Annotated in this window: 18 protein-coding genes; 11 read left to right on the forward strand and 7 right to left on the reverse strand. The window is 55.9% G+C overall.

Annotated elements, in window-relative coordinates:
* The first annotated feature begins 45 nt into the window (after positions 1-45).
* The 3 genes from folP to thiD are packed head-to-tail and all read left to right on the forward strand — an operon-like array spanning position 46 to position 3369.
* Complete coding sequence (gene folP, locus QK300_RS06975; RefSeq protein WP_281300984.1) at positions 46-1236, forward strand: dihydropteroate synthase; 1191 nt, start codon at positions 46-48, stop codon at positions 1234-1236.
* Positions 1233-2576 carry a phosphoglucosamine mutase gene (gene glmM / locus QK300_RS06980; RefSeq protein ID WP_281300985.1) on the forward strand — a complete coding sequence of 448 codons (1344 nt, stop codon included), beginning with the start codon at positions 1233-1235 and terminating at the stop codon, positions 2574-2576. The genes folP and glmM overlap by 4 nt, the downstream gene beginning before the upstream one ends.
* Position 2577: 1 nt before the next feature.
* On the forward strand, positions 2578-3369 hold the full coding sequence (gene thiD / locus QK300_RS06985; protein WP_281300986.1) for a bifunctional hydroxymethylpyrimidine kinase/phosphomethylpyrimidine kinase: 792 nt from the start codon (positions 2578-2580) through the stop codon (positions 3367-3369).
* Here thiD and QK300_RS06990 read toward each other — a convergent pair.
* Positions 3354-4112, reverse strand: a complete 759-nt coding sequence (locus tag QK300_RS06990; protein ID WP_348651846.1) for a TerC family protein — start codon at positions 4110-4112, stop codon at positions 3354-3356. The genes thiD and QK300_RS06990 overlap by 16 nt on opposite strands.
* A gap of 221 nt (positions 4113-4333) precedes the next feature.
* Between QK300_RS06990 and QK300_RS06995 the strand changes: the two genes are divergently transcribed.
* A complete protein-coding gene (locus QK300_RS06995) occupies positions 4334-5317 on the forward strand; it encodes a zinc transporter ZntB (RefSeq protein WP_281300988.1) in 984 nt (327 codons plus the stop codon).
* A complete protein-coding gene (locus tag QK300_RS07000) occupies positions 5308-5799 on the forward strand; it encodes a GNAT family N-acetyltransferase (RefSeq protein ID WP_281300989.1) in 492 nt (163 codons plus the stop codon). The genes QK300_RS06995 and QK300_RS07000 overlap by 10 nt, the downstream gene beginning before the upstream one ends.
* A gap of 11 nt (positions 5800-5810) precedes the next feature.
* On the opposite strand, the gene QK300_RS07005 is transcribed toward QK300_RS07000, so the two are convergent.
* The 4 genes from QK300_RS07005 to QK300_RS07020 form a co-directional block, all read right to left on the reverse strand.
* Positions 5811-6542, reverse strand: coding sequence for a DUF2927 domain-containing protein (locus QK300_RS07005; protein WP_281300990.1), 732 nt, complete (start codon positions 6540-6542; stop codon positions 5811-5813).
* 157 nt (positions 6543-6699) lie between these two features.
* Positions 6700-7380 (reverse strand): DUF2490 domain-containing protein, encoded by a 681-nt coding sequence (locus QK300_RS07010; protein ID WP_281300991.1) that lies wholly within the window; start codon positions 7378-7380, stop codon positions 6700-6702.
* Positions 7381-7542: 162 nt separating this feature from the next.
* Positions 7543-9333 (reverse strand): TonB-dependent receptor, encoded by a 1791-nt coding sequence (locus QK300_RS07015; RefSeq protein WP_281302280.1) that lies wholly within the window; start codon positions 9331-9333, stop codon positions 7543-7545.
* A gap of 233 nt (positions 9334-9566) precedes the next feature.
* Positions 9567-9935, reverse strand: a complete 369-nt coding sequence (locus QK300_RS07020; RefSeq protein WP_281300993.1) for a hypothetical protein — start codon at positions 9933-9935, stop codon at positions 9567-9569.
* A 621-nt stretch (positions 9936-10556) separates the two neighbouring features.
* On the opposite strand from QK300_RS07020, the gene QK300_RS07025 reads away from it, so the two are divergent.
* From QK300_RS07025 to QK300_RS07040, 4 genes are all read left to right on the forward strand, one after another.
* Complete coding sequence (locus QK300_RS07025; RefSeq protein ID WP_281300994.1) at positions 10557-11186, forward strand: hypothetical protein; 630 nt, start codon at positions 10557-10559, stop codon at positions 11184-11186.
* Positions 11187-11474: 288 nt separating this feature from the next.
* Positions 11475-12305 carry an undecaprenyl-diphosphate phosphatase gene (locus QK300_RS07030; protein WP_281300995.1) on the forward strand — a complete coding sequence of 277 codons (831 nt, stop codon included), beginning with the start codon at positions 11475-11477 and terminating at the stop codon, positions 12303-12305.
* A 99-nt stretch (positions 12306-12404) separates the two neighbouring features.
* Positions 12405-13817 carry an MmgE/PrpD family protein gene (locus QK300_RS07035; RefSeq protein WP_281300996.1) on the forward strand — a complete coding sequence of 471 codons (1413 nt, stop codon included), beginning with the start codon at positions 12405-12407 and terminating at the stop codon, positions 13815-13817.
* The gene (locus QK300_RS07040) at positions 13817-14650 is read left to right on the forward strand and encodes a nucleotidyltransferase family protein (RefSeq protein ID WP_281300997.1); all 834 of its coding nucleotides are present in this window, start codon (positions 13817-13819) and stop codon (positions 14648-14650) included. The genes QK300_RS07035 and QK300_RS07040 overlap by 1 nt, the downstream gene beginning before the upstream one ends.
* Before the next feature lie 9 nt (positions 14651-14659).
* On the opposite strand, the gene QK300_RS07045 is transcribed toward QK300_RS07040, so the two are convergent.
* A complete protein-coding gene (locus QK300_RS07045) occupies positions 14660-16252 on the reverse strand; it encodes a methyl-accepting chemotaxis protein (protein WP_281300998.1) in 1593 nt (530 codons plus the stop codon).
* Positions 16242-16715: a hypothetical protein gene (locus tag QK300_RS07050; RefSeq protein ID WP_281300999.1), complete on the reverse strand. Its 474-nt coding sequence runs from the start codon at positions 16713-16715 to the stop codon at positions 16242-16244. The genes QK300_RS07045 and QK300_RS07050 overlap by 11 nt, the downstream gene beginning before the upstream one ends.
* Before the next feature lie 413 nt (positions 16716-17128).
* Here QK300_RS07050 and QK300_RS07055 point away from each other — a divergent pair, with 413 nt between their 5' ends.
* Positions 17129-17410 carry a TMEM165/GDT1 family protein gene (locus tag QK300_RS07055; protein ID WP_281301000.1) on the forward strand — a complete coding sequence of 94 codons (282 nt, stop codon included), beginning with the start codon at positions 17129-17131 and terminating at the stop codon, positions 17408-17410.
* A gap of 279 nt (positions 17411-17689) precedes the next feature.
* Entirely contained in the window at positions 17690-19159 is a 1470-nt protein-coding gene (locus tag QK300_RS07060; protein ID WP_281301001.1) for a porin, read from the forward strand.
* Positions 19160-19165: the final 6 nt, after the last annotated feature.

The raw sequence follows: 19165 nt of genomic DNA on the forward strand, positions 1-19165 counted from the left end.
TAAAAAGGCGTGGTATGATAAAAGCGCGGGCGATGGGAATGCACTATGGCGGGGCGTGAAGACCCAAAGCAGGTCAGGCCTGATTTTTTACTGAAACCCCTTGCCCCGGCCCTCGATGCGGGGTCGCCGTCTCTGGCTTTGGCGGGGGGGCCTTTACGCTTCACCCATCTCTCCATCACCCCCTTTTCCGCCCATGCAGCCCCATCCATGGTGCTGTCAGCAGCCGAACTTGGCCCTTATCGCGAAAGGCTCGATGGGCCTCAGCGTGCATCCTTTGATCATCGGCTGGGTTTGCTGACCACAGCCCGGCCACCCATGCCTTTGGCGGGGCGGGCCTTTCCTTTGGCTTTTCATCGCCCCTTGATCATGGGGATCATCAATGTCACCCCCGATAGCTTTTCGGATGGGGGGAAATTCTATCATGTGGATCAGGCCATCGCGCAGGCCCATGCCCTGATGGCAGCGGGGGCCGATATTCTCGATATCGGGGGGGAAAGCACCCGCCCCGGGGCAAAGCCGGTATGGCCCGAAGAAGAGCGCAGACGGATCATCCCGGTCATCGAGGGACTGGCAGGCAGCGGTGCCCTGATTTCGGTGGATACGCGGCGCGCCGAGGTGATGGCGGCGGCTTTGCAGGCGGGGGCGCAGATCATCAATGATGTTTCGGCCCTGAGTTATGATGATCAAAGCCTTGATCTGGTGCGGGAAGCCGATGTGCCGGTGATCTTGATGCATGCTTTGGGCGAGCCCGCAACGATGCAGGATGATCCTCGCTATGGCGATGTGCTTTTCGATGTGTATCGCTGGCTGGATGCCCGCATAAAGCTGTGTATCGATCATGGGATCAATGCCGGCCGGTTGCTCATCGATCCCGGGATCGGCTTTGGCAAATCACTGCGGCATAATCTTGATCTGATCAATGGATTGGCGGCCTTTCATGCATTGGGGGTGCCGCTTTTGCTCGGCGTTTCACGGAAAAGGTTCATCGGGGCTCTATCGCGCGAAGAACCGGCGGATCAGCGTCTGCCCGGCTCCCTTGCGGCGGGGCTTATGGGCTGGAGCCGGGGTGTTCATATCCTGCGGGTGCATGATGTGGTGGAAACCGCACAAGCCCTGCGGGTCTATCAAGGGCTTTCAGATAGCGCCTTGCTTGGGATTGCGATGCAATCCGGGATAAAGGATCAACAGGGTCAGGAACCTGATAGCTTTCAGGGAAACGGAACAGGCACGCGATGAGCAGAACATATTTCGGGACGGATGGGATCAGGGGCACGGTCAATATTGTGCCGATGACCGCAGATATCGCCATGCGGGTGGGGATCGCGGCCGGGCGCATTTTTCGCCGTGGCGATCATCGGCATCGGGTGGTGATTGGCAAGGATACCAGGCTTTCGGGCTATATGTTCGAGCCTGCCTTGACAGCGGGCTTCGTTGCCACCGGGATGGATGTGATTTTGGTGGGGCCCATGCCCACGCCTGCGGTGGCCATGCTCACCCGATCCCTGCGGGCCGATCTGGGGGTGATGATTTCGGCATCGCATAATCCGCATCAGGATAATGGGATCAAGCTGTTTGGCCCCGATGGGTTCAAGCTGTCTGATCGCATGGAACAGGATATCGAACGCCTGATGGCCAATGGGCTGGATGAAGGATTGGTGGCCCCGGAAAAGCTGGGCCGGGCCAGCCGTTTGGCCGATGCGGAAGGGCGCTATATCGAATTTGCCAAGGCAACCCTGCCTGCGGGCCTCACCCTTGATGGGATGAAGGTGGTGATCGATTGCGCCCATGGGGCGGCTTATAAGGTAGCCCCCACGGTTTTATGGGAATTGGGGGCCGAGGTGATCCCCATCGGGGTGAAGCCCAATGGCTTTAATATCAATGATGCCTGTGGCTCCACTGCCCCCGAACGCATGGCAAAAGCGGTGATCGAGGAAGGGGCCGATCTGGGCATTGCCCTTGATGGTGATGCGGATCGGCTGATTTTGGCTGATGAAACGGGCCGGATCGTGGATGGCGATCAGTTGATGGCTTTGATCGCCACAAGCTGGCAGGAACGCAATCTGCTCAAGGGGGGCGGGTTGGTGGCCACCAGCATGTCGAATCTGGGGCTGGAACGCTATCTGGCCGAGAAGGGGCTGAGCCTTGCACGCACCGATGTGGGGGATCGCTATGTGGTGGCTCATATGCGCCGCCATGGCTTTAATCTGGGGGGCGAACAATCGGGCCATATCGTGATGTCGGATTATACCACCACCGGGGATGGCCTGATTGCCGGATTGCAGATTTTATCCAATCTGGTTTCAACAGGGCGAAAAGCCAGCGAAGCCACGACCTGCTTTGAAACCGTGCCCCAGTGCCTCAAAAGCGTGCGGTTTCAAGTGCCCCATCCTTTGGATCATGAAGACATCCGGGCCGCCATCGATCAGGGGCGGCTGCGGCTGGGCAATGCCGGGCGGCTGGTGATCCGGAAATCGGGCACCGAACCTTTGGTGCGGGTGATGGCCGAAGGCGATGATCCGGCTTTGGTGCATCGCGTGGTGGATGATATCTGCCAATCGGTGGAAAGCGCGGTTTGATATGCGGGGCCGGGTTCTGGTGATTGCCGGATCGGATAGTGGCGGCGGAGCCGGGATTCAGGCGGATATCAAAACGATCACCATGCTGGGGGGCTATGCGGCCACCGCGATCACTGCCATCACCGTGCAAAATACCCTGGGCGTCAGCGCCATTCATCCGGTGCCCATTGCGATCATTACCCAGCAGATCTGTGCTGTTTTGGATGATATCGGGGCCGATTGCATCAAAATCGGGATGCTGGGGGATGAACAGACCATCCATGCCGTGGCCGATTGCTTACAGCATAAAGCGCCGGGCATCCCCATGGTGCTCGACCCGGTGATGATCGCCAAAGGCGGGGCGGCGCTTTTGCCCCCGGCGGCTATTGATGCTTTGATCGGGGCTATGGTGCCCAAGGCTCATCTGATCACCCCCAATGCGCCGGAATTGGCAGCGCTGGTGGGGCAAGAGATTGAAAACGCAGCCGACATGGAAACCGCCGCCCGCCGCTTTGCCCGGCAGTCTGGCTGCGCGGTGCTGGCAAAAGGCGGCCATCTGCCCGGTGATGATCTGGTCGATCTGCTGGTGGATGGGGATAAAGCCCGGTTTTTCAGGGCCAGAAGGATTAAAAGCCGCCACACCCATGGCACCGGCTGCACCCTGGCATCGGCCATTGCCACTGGCCTTGCCCAAGGGATGGCTTTAGACGATGCCATCAGCCGTGCCCATGGCTATGTGCAGGGGGCCATCCTGAAGGCACCGGGCTATGGGGCGGGGCATGGCCCGCTTAATCATAGCTATCGGCTGGACTGATCTTCGCCGGACGCAGCCTTCACGGCGCGCAGTTTCTTGCGCCGATTGCTGGCGACAAGATTGAAAACCTCGACGGTGAGCGAGAAGAAGATCGCGAAATAAAGATAACCGCGCGGAATATGGAAATGCAGGCCATCGGCAACCAAGGCCACTCCCACCAGCAATAAAAAGCTTAAAGCCAGCATTTTGGTGGTGGGATGCTTGTGGATGAAGGCGGCCACCGGCTCGGCGGCAAACAGCATCACCAATATGGCAAACACAACCGCCGCCACCATCACCGGCAGTTCGCTGGTCATGCCCACGGCGGTGATCACGCTATCCAATGAAAAAACAGCATCCAAAATCATGATCTGGGTGATGGCGGCGGCCATACCCAAAGCCACTTTGGCCGCACCATGATCATCGCGTCCCTCAACCTCGGAATGAATTTCCCGCGTTCCCTTATAGAGCAGGAACAGGCCGCCCGCGCCCAGAATAACATCGCGCCACGACAGGGTGAAATCGGCAATATTTAAAAGCGGCGCGGTGAGCCCGATAATCCATGACAGCATGAATAAAAGGGCAATGCGCATCAGCAAAGCCCCGGCAAGGCCGATCCGGCGGGCCTTTTTTGCCTGTTCGGGTGGCAGTTTTTCCGTAACGACCGACAGGAAAACCAGATTATCGATGCCTAAAACGATTTCCAGCAAAGAGAGTGTGAGAAAGCTGGCCCAGATTTGGGGCGAGGCGAGATAATCCAAAATCATGAAAATCTTTCGTCAAAAGGAAAACTCTGCCATTTGTTTTATACCAGAGTGCGATGCACTTAACGCATCACATTCTGGCAAGCGCGACTGCGCGCCAAAGCTATGCGAGGATAGCCAAGCGAGCGGAGGCGAGCGCCGGCGCGTGAGGCGTTCATTGATCGGTTCCGATCAATATGTCTTCCTATAAGGGATAGAGCGGCTGTTAGGAAGGTGGAATAATGGCGGATGTGCAAGAGGGGCTGATCTGCGCCTATGATCTTGATGGGGCGGGCGGCGCTCGTTCTTTGGGCTGGGCCGGGATCGATCAGCCCCCGCTGAATGCGCCGCAGGCCCTGCGCTGGGTGCATCTGGAACGCACCCATCCCACAGCGCAGATATGGCTTCATGAAAAAAGCGGCCTTGATGAAACCGCCATCCGGGCCTTGCTGGCGGAAGAAACGCGGCCACGCTGCACCCGGTTCGATGATGGGGTTTTGCTCAATCTGCGCGGCGTCAATCTCGATCCCGATGCTGAAGGGGATAATCTGGTCGCCATTCGCCTGTGGATCACGCCGGAGCGGATCATTTCCGCCCGGCTTTACAAGATTGCGGCCATTGCCGATATCCGCCAAAGCCTTGATGCGGGGCAGGGGCCGAAAACGGTGGGGCAGTTCATCGCCCGGCTTGCCGCCCGGCTCACCGAACGCATGGAGCCAACGCTCGAGCAATTGCAGGATGAACTGAGCCTGTTGGAAGAGCGGATGCTGGAGCAGGCGGCCAGCCCCATGCGCAAGGAACTGGGGGCCTTGCGCCGCCGGGCCATTGGCTTGCGCCGCTATATCGGTTCTCAGCGCGAGGCTCTGGCGGAATTGGGGGCGGCGCGGCCGGATTGGCTCGATGAAGATGATCGCGTGCGATTGAATGAACAGGTGGACCGGGTGACCCGCTATATGGAAGATCTGGATATGATCCGCGAGCGGGCTTTTGTGTTGCAGGATGAGCTTTATTCGCAATTATCGGATCGGATGAACCGCATCGTTTATATGCTCACCGTGATCACCGGGATTTTTCTGCCGATCAGCTTTCTTACCGGGCTTTTCGGGGTCAATATCGGCGGGATGCCCGGTGTTGAAAGCTCGGAGGCCTTTTTCTTTTTCGTCTTTGGCATGGCGGGGCTGGTGATCGTCGAGCTCTTGATTTTCCGGTTTTTGAAATGGATCTGAACGCTTTGGATTGGCAGATCAGGCGGGCCTTCGGGCCAAGCGATATGGCCATGGCGCACAGGCTTTTCGCCGCTTATCTGCGGGAGCTTGATCTCGATCTGTCTTTTCAGGATATTGATCGCGAATTGGAAACACTCCCCGGCCCCTATGCCGAGCCCCAAGGCACGATCCTGCTGGCTGATATTGATTTGCAGGCGGTGGGGATTGTGGCCCTGAAAGCCCTGCCCGCTTTGGGTGATGGGGTGTGCGAGATGAAACGCCTGTTCATCGGGCCATCCCGGCGCGGCCTTGGCTTATCGGCGGCTTTATGCCGGGCGCTGGAAGATGAGGCGCGGGCGCGAGGCTATCGGCTGATGAAGCTGGATACGCTGGCTAGGCTGGATGCTGCCAACAGGCTTTATCGAAAATTGGGCTATCAGCCCTGCGCGCCCTATAATCACAATCCTTTCGATGATGTGCGCTATTTTGAAAAAATCCTGTGATCCGATGCGCTTTATTGGGGGTCTTCAAAGGGCATCAATTCATTGATCATATGGGCCACCAGCGGCATCGCATCATGGCGGCTCATGCCATGCTGCAAGCGGGCATCATAAAGCAAAGACAGCAGGATTTTGTCGGCATCGGTCATTTCGCTCACATGATCGGCCTCGCAAAATAGCGATGGCTGATAATTGCAGGCATCATTGGGCAGGCCCATCATCTGCACCAGTTCTTCGATCAGGCAATGGCCTTGCAGGGGGGCAGAAATATCGGTACCGATCATGATCACGCCGCCTTCCACTTTCTGTTCGCTGGCTAGCGAAACCCCAAGACAGGCGCTTTTATTGATGAAATTCTGATAGCGTTCATCCTCGCGATCCCGAGCGGGAAGGGCAGCAAAATCCCGGCGGGGAAAATATCCCAGCCGCAGATTGGCGCTGGCGGGTTCGGGGCTGCGCTTGATCTCAACCCCGGTGATGGCGCTGATTTCGCCCAAAATCTGTTCGATCTGATCAACAGGGGGGATCATATCGGTTTCATCGGACGCAAAGATTGCGAAATCGAGTGATTGGCCCCAGCGTTTCACCGTCGGATTTTCATATCCGTTTTCCGCCCCAAAGACCACATCATCAAATTGCCGTAAAAGCTGCGATGGGGAAACGCCATCCATCGCCGCCTTGGCCGGCAAGGCGGAAAAAGCCATTCCAAAAGATAAGATGATCAGCGGGAAAAAACGGGAAGGCATTGTTTTTCCTTGTTTATGGGACCAAGGACATCAGTATATCGATACAAGATTAACATCCGCTGACCGGAAATGCTGTGGTGTCAGAAATGCCCATGGGCCCTCTCATCAAGGGGCGCTCCTTTCTCATAAAGCCGGTGCCTGATGATTGGATGATGCCCTAAAGGCTCAAAAACAGGCTCAGCGAGATATTGTGATTGGTCTGGTCATCCCCTGCTCGCCCAAGACGGTTATTGAGATATCCCATTTCCAGACGCAGCTTGTTTTTGATATGCCACGCTCCGCCCGCAAACAGACGGTTTTGGTCGAATCCGTCACGCTGTCCCCAATCGGTGGCGTTCAGCCCCAGAAACAACTCGTTCCAGGCGACGGCGGAGATCGTTTCGGTGAGGGGCCGTGCCCAGCGCAGGAATTGGCGCAGGCGAAAACCCGTATCCGCGCCGTCTTCGCGAAATCGCTGTTCAAATCGCGTGCGGTTTGAGAGTGCGCCGCCAAAAACTGTGCCGAGCGGGAATGTTGCCTGCTGCCAGATCCGGTTTTCGCCGATATTGGGGCCATCAAGATGGCTTGTGATCCGCCCATAGCCGAGCCAGAGGGCAGAATTTTCGCCCACGCGCCAGCCGATACCGGGACGGGCGATGGTCGTCCCAAGCTCGCTGCTGTCATCGCGAAAACGGGCATGGCCATCAAACCAGAGCAAAAGGCGGGCATTTGGCTTGATCGGTCCGCTGATGGCGACAGCCGACCAGCCTTGGCTATCGCCAGCCCTTGCGGGCGAGGCGGCCAATGCCGCGATCAGGCTTAAGATAAAAATGCGTGCGCAAAACTGTGCTCTGCCCATGAATGACCACCTAACGGATATTAGAGGAAGTTCGTGCCGCTCTTGGAAGGCAATGGGGCCAGTTTTTGCGGATCAGACTGAGATTGTAAAGAGATCGAAGATAAAAAAGGGGCAAGCAAGGATGCTTGCTTGCCCCGTATTTTTAAATGGTGCGGCTGGTCTTCAGAATTTTGTCCGTAGGGTCAGCCCATAGGTGCGCGGGTCGCCGAGCTGGCCGACAAACAGTCCGGAATTGCCGCCCACAGCGCTCAGAAACTCGAAATGGTCCTTGTCGAAGGCATTGCGAACCCATGCAAAAACCTCCCACGGGCCATCGGATCGAAAGCCGCCACGGAAATTGACGAGGGTGCGTTCATCGACGACGAGGAATTCCGATGGCGAAGCGCTCGATGAGAAGGAGGATTGATAGCTCGCATCGATGCCGAGATAGGCCTCGCCATTGAAGGTGGCGATGCGCGCGGGCACATGATATTCACCGCCAAAGGATGTTGCCCATTTTGAAATCCCGGGCAGGTCCTGTCCTGAAACATCGCAAAAGGCCGGTCCGCCGGTCAGTTCAAGAGGGCAGGGCGCATCGACGAAGGATACATATTCCCCATCAGTAAACGCGGTGTTGACATAAAAATCAACATTTGGGCCAAGCCGTCCGGCGATATCAAGTTCAATGCCGCGCACCCGCACCTTCTCGGCATTGGCGAGGAAGCCGCGCAGCACGCCGACCTCGGCATTGACGACCTGAGACTGGAAATCTTCGATATTGGTGCGGTAGACGGTCAGGTTGGCCGTCAGGGCACCGTTGAACAGGGTCGATTTCAGCCCCGCCTCGATATGCCGGACATCCTCAGGGTCGATTTCCGCCACCTCGGTTGCGGGCAGGCCATCAAGCCCAGCGGGCAAGCCGCCGATATTGAAGCCCCCCGATTTAAAACTGCGTGCCCAGGTAACAAAGGCAAACAGATCGTCGGTGAGTTCGTAGTTTGCGCTGATCTGGCCCGAGACATTGAAATCATCGAAATCGACATCGAAGGACTGCGGACGCAAGACCGAAAGCTGGCGCGCGATCAGCACTGGATCATCGGTTTGCAGACCGCCGCTGACCGTCCTGCGGAATTCGCCGGTCTTAGAATCGAAATTGAGGCGCAGGCCGGGGGTGAAGCTCAGCCGGTCGGTGGCGCGCCAGGTTGCCTGAGTGAAGGCGGCGATGCTTGTGGTGTCGAGGCTGATGTCGGAATCCTGACGCAGGCCATCGAGCAGCTCGGGCGTGTTGCCGGCAGCCGGAGCGAGAAGGAAGCGCGTGGCGGCAGCCCCCTGTTCCTGGGTGCCGAGCGAATCGATCGACTGACGGAAGAAAAACAGGCCGGCAACATAATCGATATTGCTGCCAAGTGTCGATGCATAGCGGAATTCCTGGGTCCATTGGCGCTGTTCCGAGGGATTTTGCGACAGCGTCGTGACCGGCAGGCCGATGAAATCGCGGTCGTTTGAAGGATCCCAATCCCAGAAACGCCATGCGGAAACCGAGGTCAGCGTCCCCGAACCGGTATCCCATTCGACCTTGATCGAAGCCCCGCCCAGATTCTGGTTGGCTTGCAGGTCGCTGTCGACATCGGTGATGCGATCGAAGGGATTAAGCGTTGGCGGGGTGTAGCCGAGATCTTCAATGATATTGAAAAACTGCCGATTTTCCGAACGCAGCGTGGGCGCGACGCCGGCAATCACCTGGGTGCAGCATTCGAGCCGCTGACGGTTATAATCGCCGCTCAGGGTCAGCTTGATCTCTTCATTCAAAAGCCACAGAAGCTGGCCGCGGAAGGCGATATTATTCTGATCGTTGACATCGACATTGGTTGTTACATTGCGAACCGTGCCTTCACGCTGGGTGGTGGTGAAGGAGAATCGCCCAGCGACCCTATCGTCGATCAGCGGCCCTGAGAGTGAAGCCTTGGCCTGCACGAAGCCGAAGCGGCCAAGGGTCAGTTCCCCGCGGCCCTCGGGTTCGAAGCTCGGGGCCCGGGTGCGCAGATTGATGGCCCCGGCGGTGGTGTTTTTTCCATAGAGCGTGCCCTGCGGACCGCGTACGATTTCCAGAGATTCAAGATCGATGAAATCGAAGGCAGCAGAAGCCGGACGGGCATAGAAAACATCATCGATATAAAGGCCAACACCAGATTCAATGCCATCATTGGTCAGCCCGAAGGGGCCCCGATCCCCCGAATATTGAGGGCTGAATTGCGTGGGTTTGATGAGAAAAATTGCAATGTGGGCTGCAATTCGGTCAAGCGGGCAACATTCCACGTGCCGGTTTTATCAATGAATTCTCCGGAAAAAACGGTGATCGGGATTGGCACCGTCTGCACATTTTCATCCCGACGACGCGCTCCGGTGACGACGATCTCTTCGACACGGTTACGTTCGGCGTTTTGTTGAAGATCGGTGGTTTCAAGACCTGCGGATTCAGTCTGTGCGAATGACGGGGCTGCAAGCACAAAAGCCAAGGGCGCAAGGCCAGACAGCAGATGTTTGCGCAATCGCGCAGAGCTATGGATATGGGGCATGTGACCTCCTTTATATTTTATATTCTATAGAACTAATCGAGATTTAACGAGCATACACTCCAGAAGGGGGATCATCTGGGGTTCAGCCGTAAACTTATATTAGTCTACAGAGTTGATAGAGTTAATCCAATAAAAAAATCTGTTGGCATGCGTGAGAAAATTTATCGCAATAAGACCGATGATGCTCATCCGCTGATGGCGACAGCCGACCAGCCTTGGCTATCGCCAGCCCTTGCGGGCGAGGCGGCCAATGCCGCGATCAGGCTTAAGATAAAAATGCGTGCGCAAAACTGTGCTCTGCCCATGAATGACCACCTAACGGATATTAGAGGAAGTTCGTGCCGCCCTTGGAAGGCAATGGGGCCAGTTTTTGCGGATCAGACTGAGATTGTAAAGAGATCGGGGGCAAAAAGGGGATGCTTGCCCTGAGGCTGCATTTGCGTAACTATAAATACGTGCATATGTCTAATATTTTCTCTAATATCGAGAAAAAAGAGAGGGATTCCAAGATCGATGGCCTTCCTTCCTGAAAGAAAGATGGCATCAAGAATTGATCTGCCAAACGTGATGCTTGTGCAAAATATTGAAGATCTATGATCAAATAAGAAAGGATTAAATAAGATGTATTATGGAAAATGTCGCTATAGACCAAATTTACGTTGTAATGATAGTAAAGATGTTGTTTTGGCAATGGATGTGCATTTGCAGGGCATATTGCATCATCAGGATAATAAGGCGAATTTTTTAATCGCTGTCAATTTGGCCATACTGGGAGGAATTGCGGCCGGACTGTTAAATACAGAAGCACGACATTTTTTGAAATATTCTGATTTGATGTGCGGTGTATTCATGACCGCCGCGGCGTCCGCTCTATCGTTGGGTACACTTTTATTTTTGCTTTTTCCTCATGATCCTAGCGATGCTATGTCTAAGAAGTTGAGAAGAAACAGCCATTTCAAGAGGATATATGATTTTGCAAGCAATAAAAGAGTTGGAGGTTTAAATTATGAAAAAATATTAAAGAGTGGTTCAGTCATAGCACAAAGAAAAGAACGTTGTCTTTGTTTGGATTCGACTTTATTATTTTTAGCATATTCTATATTACTAATTTCTATATTGTGCCATATTTTTGATATTGATAATTATATAAAACAAAACACAGAAATAAAAAAAATTACGGAAGTAACAGAAATTATTGAAATTTATCAAAATTCAGCACCAATCGAGATTAAAGTCACCAACATACGCTGACAGAGTATCCAAGCAATGGCTGGGCGGGAGAAAAAACGGGGCAGTCATGGCCGCCTTGAGCATCGCTAGCCATGCCCCTCATATATGCAATGTGAGGTCATTTTCTTCGGTAGCTATGCGGTGCATTAAACCTATGGCCAAGCATGATTGACGAGAGACTGGACACAAGGATGATCGCGGCTTAATCTGCGGGCCTTGCTGGCCAAAAAGCTTCCGCACAATCTTCCATTAAGCCTTCCGCCAAACCGTGCCGTATTTGAGGGAAATCCTGATAGCTATGGTCTATTCATGCCGGGACTGATCACAGATATACCCTTATTATACCTGATTTTTCTGGCGATCATTCAGGGGATCACCGAGTTTTTACCGATCAGTTCATCGGCGCATCTGATTCTGGCCCCGGTTTTAACCGGCCAGAGCGATCAGGGGCAGGCCATCGATGTGGCCATGCATTTCGGCACGCTTTTAGCTGTGATGCTCTATTTTCGCGCCGATGTGGCCCGGCTTTTTCGCGGATTGTTCGATAGCCTGCGTGGGTCGAAAACCCCTGATGCCCGCCTCACCCAACAAATCATCGCGGCCACGGTGCCGGTGGTGATCGCGGGTTTTTTGCTGAAGGATAGTATCGCCGGTGATTGGCGCAGCCCCGTGCTGATCATGGTGACAACGGCGCTTTTTGGGGTTGTTTTAGGCTTGGCGGATCGCCGCGCCGATCAGGCGAAAGGCGAGATGGCGGATTTACGCTGGCGCCATGTGCTGATCATCGGGCTGGCGCAGGCTTTGGCGCTGGTGCCCGGGGTCAGCCGATCCGGCATTACCATGACAGCGGCCCTGTTTTTGGGGCAGAAACGCCCGGATGCGGCGCGGTTTTCCCTGCTTTTATCGATCCCCACCATCGCTGCGGCGGGCCTTTTGGCAGGCTATGATCTGGTGCAATCGGGCAATGCCGCCCTGCAATCCGATGCTTTGATCGCGGGGGTTCTGGCCTTTTTCAGTGCCCTTTTGGCGATTGCCGGCCTGATGGCCTGGCTGCGGCGGGCGAGCTTTATGCCGTTCGTTCTTTATCGCCTGTTTCTGGCGGGGGTGCTGGCTGTTTTATTGCTCATCGGGGTGATCTAGACATTTTCAGGCGACCTTCTGACGTGCCGACGAAAAGGTTTTACAGGGCCGGTCAGGCGTCATAAAAAGCAGCCAGAAAAATTGAGGGAAGCTGCAATCGTGTCTCATAATCCTTTGGAAGCCTTTGGCGCATGGGTGGCGACCACATCTGATGCGTGGCCCGCCGAAGCCCGGGCATCGGCGCATCGCGAATTGATCGATATCGTGGCCGTGATGATCCCCGGCGCGGTCGAGCCTGCCACGCAAATCGCCCTGAAAACCATGGCCCGCTGGGGGCTGGGGGATTGCGCCATTGTCGGCTCTGAGCATAGGCTGTCGGCCCCTTTTGCGGCCCTTGTCAATGGCACGGCGGGCCATGCCCTTGATCTGGATGATAATTTCGACCCCCCCAAAGCCCACGCCACCACCGTTCTCGCCCCCGCCCTTTTTGCTTTGGGCGAAGAGATCGATGCCAGCGGCGCGGCCATCATCGATGCCTATATCGTGGGTTTGCAGATCATGGGCCGGGTAGGCCAGGGGGTGAACCCCACCCATCGCAATCGCGGCTGGCACGCCACCGCCACCGTTGGTGCTTTGGGGGCGGCAGCGGCCTGCGCCCGGCTTTTAAAGCTTGATCAGCCCAAAGCGACGGCGGCGATTTCCATCGCCACATCCATGGCGGCGGGGTTCATGTCGCAATTTGGCACCATGACCAAGCCGCTCCATGCGGGCCTTGCCGCCAAGGCCGGGGTGATGGCCGCCAGTCTTGCCCGCGATGGCCTGACCGCCGGGATGGAGACCCTTGATGGCCGCACCGGGATGAACCGGCTGATGGTTGGCCCCGATTATGAAAGCCTGCGCGATGCCATCCAAAATCCCGAACATGGGCAGGTGCTGCGCTTTGAAACCGAGGCGGTGGGCGAGCCTTTATTGATCACCCATCATGGCTTTCGGGTGAAACGCTTTGCCAATTGCGGGGCATCGCACCGGGCGATGGATGCCATTCTGGATCTGAAGGCCGCCCATGGCTTTGGGCCGGATGATGTGGCGCGGGTGGATGTGCATCTGCCCCGGGTGCATGTGAATAATCTGATGTATGATGATCCGCAAAATGGCCTGCAAAGCAAATTTTCCTTCCCCCATTGCTTGTCCTTGTGTTTGATGCAGGATCGGATCGGCCTTGAAGATTTCACCGATCAGGCGGCCCGGCGCCCCGATTTGCGGGCGCTTTATCCGCGCCTTCATCTTCATCCCATAGATAAGCTGGAAGGCGAATGCCCCACCCGGGTCGAGATCACCTTGCACGATGGCCGCCATTTATCGGAAACCCGGCCATGGCCCAAAGGCAGTCTCGCCTTGCCCTTCAGCATGGACGATTATTGGGAGAAATATGAAAGCTGTGTTGCCGGATATCTGCCTGCCGATGACGCATCGGCCCTGCGCCGGGCTTTGCGCGATTTGCCTCAGCTTTCATCCATTGCCGAAATGACACGCCACTTTGCCCGCCCCTTTGGCGTAAAAGGATCACTGTGATGAACACGCAGATCGATCTCACCCCCCTTGCCACGCCGTTCACTGCGCTGGTGCTGGCTGCCGGACGCCGAGGCGCCGAAGATAGTGTGGCAAGGCTTCAGAATATCTCGCATAAATGTTTTGTGACCATCGATGGCGAGGTGATGCTGGAACGGGTGATTGCCGCCCTTTTCGAGAGCGGCGCCATCGATCGGGTGCTGGTTTCCATCGAGGATGCGGCCTGGCTCACCTCATCGCCCCGCCTCATGGCATGGTTTGAAGAGGGCAGGGTGCTTCACGCCATGAGCCAGCCCACTTTGGCCGACAGTATTTTTGCTGCGGTGGAAGCTGTGCCCGATTGCCTGCCTCTGGTGATCACCACCGGCGACAATGCCCTGCACACCCCCGAACTGGTCCGCGATTTTTGCGATCAGTTTCTGGCCGGTGATCAGGATGTGGCGATTGCCTTCACCGATCAGGACACCGTTGACCGGGCGATCCCCGGCTCCGGTCTCAATTATCATCAGTTAAAGGATGGGGGCTGGTCGGCCTGCAATCTTTATGGTTTGCGAAACAAAAAAGCTCTGGCTTCGGTGGAAACCTTTCGCGGCGGTGGCCAATTTGGCAAAAAGCACTGGCGCATCCTGAAGGCTTTCGGGCTCACCACCTTCTTTTTATACAAGCTGAAGGCGGTGACATTGGCGAATCTGGCCGCGCGCATCGCCCGTGGTTTTGGCCTGAGCGCCAAAGCCGTGGTCCTGCCCTATGCTTATGGCCCCATCGATGTGGATAATCCCGCCAGCTTTCATCTCTCGGAACGCCTGTTGCAAGAGCGCCGCCAAAACAAGGGCTGAGTTCAGCCTTTATGCCGCCTTTTGGCTTGGACCATCTTCCTTATTTGCCTGCACCGCCAATTCGCTCAGGAAATGGTCTACCTGTTGGTTCAATTGCCGGGCGAGTTCCGATAGGGTGCCTGCGGCCTGCGAGGTTTGATCGGCCTCTTTTCCTACCTGTCCGATCATATCGTTCACGCCGGTCACGGCTTCGGTGGCATCCGATGTTTCGGCAAGGGCGGTTTGGGCGGATCGGGCGATTTCGCGGGTGGCGGCGTCTTGTTCCTCAACGGCGGCGGCAATGGCGGTGGTGCTTTCATGAATACCGCGCACCACTTCGGATATGGTTTCGATGGAGCCCACCGTGCCATCGGTCATTTTCTGAATTTCATGAATGCGGCGGCTGATTTCTTCGGTGGCTTTTGCCGATTGATTGGCCAGCGCCTTCACTTCGCTGGCAACCACGGCAAAGCCCTTGCCCGCATCGCCCGCGCGCGCCGCTTCAATGGTGGCATTCAGCGCCAAAAGATTGGTTTGCTCGGCAATATCGGAAATCAGGGTCACCACATTGCCGATGCCCGAGGCCTGTTGAGCCAATTGCCGGATATTCTCCATCCCGCTTTGGGATTCATCGGCGGCTTTTTGGGCCACCTTGCGCGATCCTTCCACCTGCTGGGAAATTTCCGATATGGAAGCGGTTAATTCTTCGGCGCTCGATGCCACGGCGGCCATATAGTCATGAACGCTTTTGGTGGCCCGATCCATTTTCGCGCAGCGTTCATTGCCAAGTCCGGCCAGCTTGGCCAGGGCATCGGCATTGCCGGCAAAGCTGTTTGAAGCCCCGCTCACATCCGCAACGATGGTGCCCACCGTTTGTTTAAAGGTGGCGGCCAGCGCCTGCATTTGCTGTTTTTGGTCTTTGGTATGACGGGCGCGCTCTTCGGCGCGTTCGGCGCGCAGTTTTTCCCCTTCGATGCGGGCTTGTTCCGCCCGTGCCAAAGCCTGCCGGGCATCCTGATTGGCTTCTTCTTCGCGGCGGGCATTTTGTTCGGCGATTTGCGCCGAATGCTGGGCGGTCCCCAGCGCGTCTGCCACTTCAGCATGCAAAGCAAGACTTTTGCCGGTGAACCAATAAAGCACGCCGGTTTCCACGATCACGATCACAGCATGCAATACCACGCGCCAGAAACTGCCGCCATCGGGGAAAACCCAGGCCGGGACCGCGAAATTCAAAAGCAGATGATGCCCTGCGGTGACTGCTGCCGCCACAATCAGTGTTTTCGGGCAATTGAAGGCCGAAACAATGGCCAGCACGGCAAAGAAATACATATGCATATCAATTTGCCATGGATGCCCCTTCAGCGCAAAAACCAGCAAAGCCGCCTGGCTGACGGCGGCCACCGCAATCATGGTGCGATGAATGAGCCCGCCAGCCCCCGTGGTGACGCTGAGGCTGGCACATAAGCACAAAAGGGCCGAAGCGATCGCCGCTGCCCAAGCCAGCCCGCTTCCGGCCATATAGCCCGCCAGCAAAATGATCGGGGGATGTGCCCATAAATAAGCGATGAGGGTTTTGCCAGCCTGCGCGCGCAGACCATCAAGGCTTTGCATATCAGAGGACATGAGAGGGCTCCATTATATAAAGAACCGCAGATTGATCAGGGACTATCAATTCATTGCGGGAAAAGGCTTCAACATTGCGGGCCAAGGGCGCTTTGGGCTTGCCCGCACAGCCGGTGGCGCCAGCGGGATCGATCACGATCATTGCACCAGCAGCCCATAATCGACCAGGCAGGCCGGGGGCATCGGGATGTTTGCCGATCACCAGCAGCAAAGGCCCGGGCTGCCCCAGCACAAGGGCTTCGGCTTTTTCCACTGCCTGTAAGCGCTGCGCCAGGCTCCAATGAGGGGGAAAGCCCGCAGCAACGGCCCCGCTTTGCGGCGGCCACAGGCTGATGATCCCGATCAGCAGAAGCGAAAAGAGCGCAAAGCCCAGCGCGGGCCAGATCGATTGTCGGGGCAATCGGATTCGAGCCTGAACCGGATCAGACGCTTTGGTTGAGATGGCCAAGCGGGCAGGGGTCATGCGTTTGAGGCTTTATGACAGGTTATTTTTCAGTCTTTCATTGTTATATTAAAAAGTAAATTTTTCGTGAGTAATGACAAAGAAAATATGGAATAGCCCTGCCTTGCGAGTTTCGGGCGTTTTGGGCCATTCAGCGGCCGAGCGCCTTTGAAAAGGCGCTTGCGCTTCGGGATGATTATGCTAGCTTGCCATCCATTGTAGGGGAGTAACTGTTTCTTCCGGCAGGCTAAAAATCTGCAAGAAGAAAGAATGTATCAACATAATTGCCCGGCATGGGTGTGGTGCATTCGGCTTGATCGACCGCGAGCGGCGATCATTGGCTTGGTGAGACTTGCGATATCTTCAGCCGCCCCATGGCCGGGCCGGTTGTTTGATGTCGTTTTTTTCATCAATGCCCGGCCCGGAGACTTCAGATGCCTTTATCCTCCTTATTAGCGATTTTCATCACGGTTTTTCTGGCTGAATTGGGTGATAAAACCCAACTTGCCACGGTTTTATTTGCCTCGGAAGACGGGCGCAATCCGTGGCTGGTTTTTGGGGCGGCGTCTTTAGCCCTTGTGGCCTCAACGGCGATGGCGGTTTTGCTTGGCACCTATGCATCGCGCACGCTGGTGGATATTCCCCTGAAGCTGATTGCCGGGATTGGCTTTATCGCTATCGGGGGCTATAGCATTTTTGAACATTTCAAAGGCTGAAGGCGCGCGCAGGTGGGTTGCTCAGGGCCGCCTTTGGCATGAAGCTGACTGGCTGGTTTGCCATCAAAGCATATTTGACTTATTGGTCAGCTTATATGTCGCCACCATCTTCCTCGGGCAATCTTAATTGTTTGTTTGTTGCATGATCGGCTGAGAAAGTGGGTCGGCAAGAGGGGGCAGATGTCATGAAAATGTCATATATCTGTCATCGCAAGATCATGGCGATCTTGTGAAAGCTGATGAATCTGAGGGCGAAAAAGCAGGGAGTGGGCGATGATCATGGGCCGAAGACTAAAAAACATTCTGGGGGCGAGCGTGCTGGTTTTGTTATCGAACCAGGCCAATGCCCAGACCGTTGAGGAGCTTCAGGCCCAGATCAATGAACTGAAGGCGGCGATCAAGGCCCTGCAGGCAGCGCAATCGGCAGACCCGACCCCAAGCGCCCAGCCCCGGAATTTGGAGCAGGCGGAAAGGGCCGCCCAGCCCGCTATCGCGCCGCTTTCGCCTGCCGAACGTAGCCAGCCAACCCAATTGGCGGCTGAAGACTCTGATGGCATCGATGATCCCACTGCGATGGCCGATGGATCGCAGGCGACAAAGCCATGGTATGATCGAATCAAAATTCGCGGCTATACCCAATTGCGTCATAATGAAATTGTGTCGGGTGATGAAAAGGCCGAGCCCGGGCAATCACGCTTGCGATCCGTGCATGATCGTTCGATTGGTGATGGGGAAAATTTCTTTCTGCGGCGGGCCCGGATGGTTTTACAGGGCGATCTCAGCGATTATATCTCCTTTTATTTCCAGTCGGATTTCGCGTCCGGCATCAATAATCAATCGAATGGGGAACGGCGGGAGAATTTCGTACAGCTTCGCGATGCCTATGTGGATGTGCATCTGGATAAAAGCCACCGCTTCAAGCTGCGCTTGGGGCAATCGAAAGTGCCTTTTGGCTGGGAAAATCTGCAATCCTCTTCCAATCGCCTGACCCTCGATCGCAGCGATGCTATCAATAGCGCGGTGCCCAGCGAGCGCGAAGTGGGGGCGATCGCCTATTATACGCCGGTGCATGTGCAGCGCATCTGGGATCGGCTGGATGCCGATGGCCAAAAGCTGTTTGGTAATTATGGGGCTGTGGGGATTGGCGTGTTCAATGGGCAGGGGGTGAACCGCTCTGAACAGAATGACAAGACCATGCAGGTGGCCATGGCGACCTATCCCTTTGAACTGGATGGCGTGGCTGATTTTCTGGAAGGCCAGGTTTTGGAAATGGGGGTGTCCCTGTTGCGTAATCGGGTGCAGCCGGAAATCCGCACCGGTGGCGTGAGCGAGGAGATTTTCAAGGATTCCCGCGCTGGTTTCCATGTCATTCTCTATCCGCAGCCTTTTGGTTTCCAAGCGGAATGGAATTGGGGGCGCGGCCCGGAATTTGATGTTGCCACAGGCGGGATCGTCGAGAAAAACAATAATGGCGGCTATATCCAGACCATGTACCGGGTTGACGATTTCCCCATGGGTGAATTGATGCCCTATGGCCGCTGGCAGCGCTATCGCGGGGGATGGCGGGCGGCCACCAATGCCCCCCGGCTTGAAACCGATGAACTGGAATTGGGCGTGGAATGGCAGGCGGTGGATGCTTTGGAATTGACCCTTGCCTATGCCCATATGAAAAGACGGGAAGCTGATGAGCGACGTTTGGGCCGCGCCGAAGGGGATGTGATCCGCACCCAGATTCAATGGAATTATTAAACCGCA

It is taken from the genome of Iodidimonas sp. MBR-22 (genome assembly GCF_029946565.1).
In the GTDB taxonomy this organism is placed as follows: domain Bacteria; phylum Pseudomonadota; class Alphaproteobacteria; order Sphingomonadales; family Rhodothalassiaceae; genus Iodidimonas; species Iodidimonas nitroreducens.

Bases quoted from the DNA above. Each gene is read 5' to 3' on its own strand.
- folP (WP_281300984.1), top strand. From the start codon at position 46: ATGGCGGGGCGTGAAGACCCAAAGCAGGTCAGGCCTGATTTTTTACTG.
- glmM (WP_281300985.1), top strand. From the start codon at position 1,233: ATGAGCAGAACATATTTCGGGACGGATGGGATCAGGGGCACGGTCAAT.
- thiD (WP_281300986.1), top strand. From the start codon at position 2,578: ATGCGGGGCCGGGTTCTGGTGATTGCCGGATCGGATAGTGGCGGCGGA.
- QK300_RS06995 (WP_281300988.1), top strand. From the start codon at position 4,334: ATGGCGGATGTGCAAGAGGGGCTGATCTGCGCCTATGATCTTGATGGG.
- QK300_RS07000 (WP_281300989.1), top strand. From the start codon at position 5,308: ATGGATCTGAACGCTTTGGATTGGCAGATCAGGCGGGCCTTCGGGCCA.
- QK300_RS07005 (WP_281300990.1), bottom strand. From the start codon at position 6,542: ATGCCTTCCCGTTTTTTCCCGCTGATCATCTTATCTTTTGGAATGGCT.
- QK300_RS07010 (WP_281300991.1), bottom strand. From the start codon at position 7,380: ATGGGCAGAGCACAGTTTTGCGCACGCATTTTTATCTTAAGCCTGATC.
- QK300_RS07020 (WP_281300993.1), bottom strand. From the start codon at position 9,935: ATGCCCCATATCCATAGCTCTGCGCGATTGCGCAAACATCTGCTGTCT.
- QK300_RS07025 (WP_281300994.1), top strand. From the start codon at position 10,557: ATGTATTATGGAAAATGTCGCTATAGACCAAATTTACGTTGTAATGAT.
- QK300_RS07030 (WP_281300995.1), top strand. From the start codon at position 11,475: ATGCCGGGACTGATCACAGATATACCCTTATTATACCTGATTTTTCTG.
- QK300_RS07040 (WP_281300997.1), top strand. From the start codon at position 13,817: ATGAACACGCAGATCGATCTCACCCCCCTTGCCACGCCGTTCACTGCG.
- QK300_RS07045 (WP_281300998.1), bottom strand. From the start codon at position 16,252: ATGTCCTCTGATATGCAAAGCCTTGATGGTCTGCGCGCGCAGGCTGGC.
- QK300_RS07050 (WP_281300999.1), bottom strand. From the start codon at position 16,715: ATGACCCCTGCCCGCTTGGCCATCTCAACCAAAGCGTCTGATCCGGTT.
- QK300_RS07055 (WP_281301000.1), top strand. From the start codon at position 17,129: ATGCCTTTATCCTCCTTATTAGCGATTTTCATCACGGTTTTTCTGGCT.
- QK300_RS07060 (WP_281301001.1), top strand. From the start codon at position 17,690: ATGGGCCGAAGACTAAAAAACATTCTGGGGGCGAGCGTGCTGGTTTTG.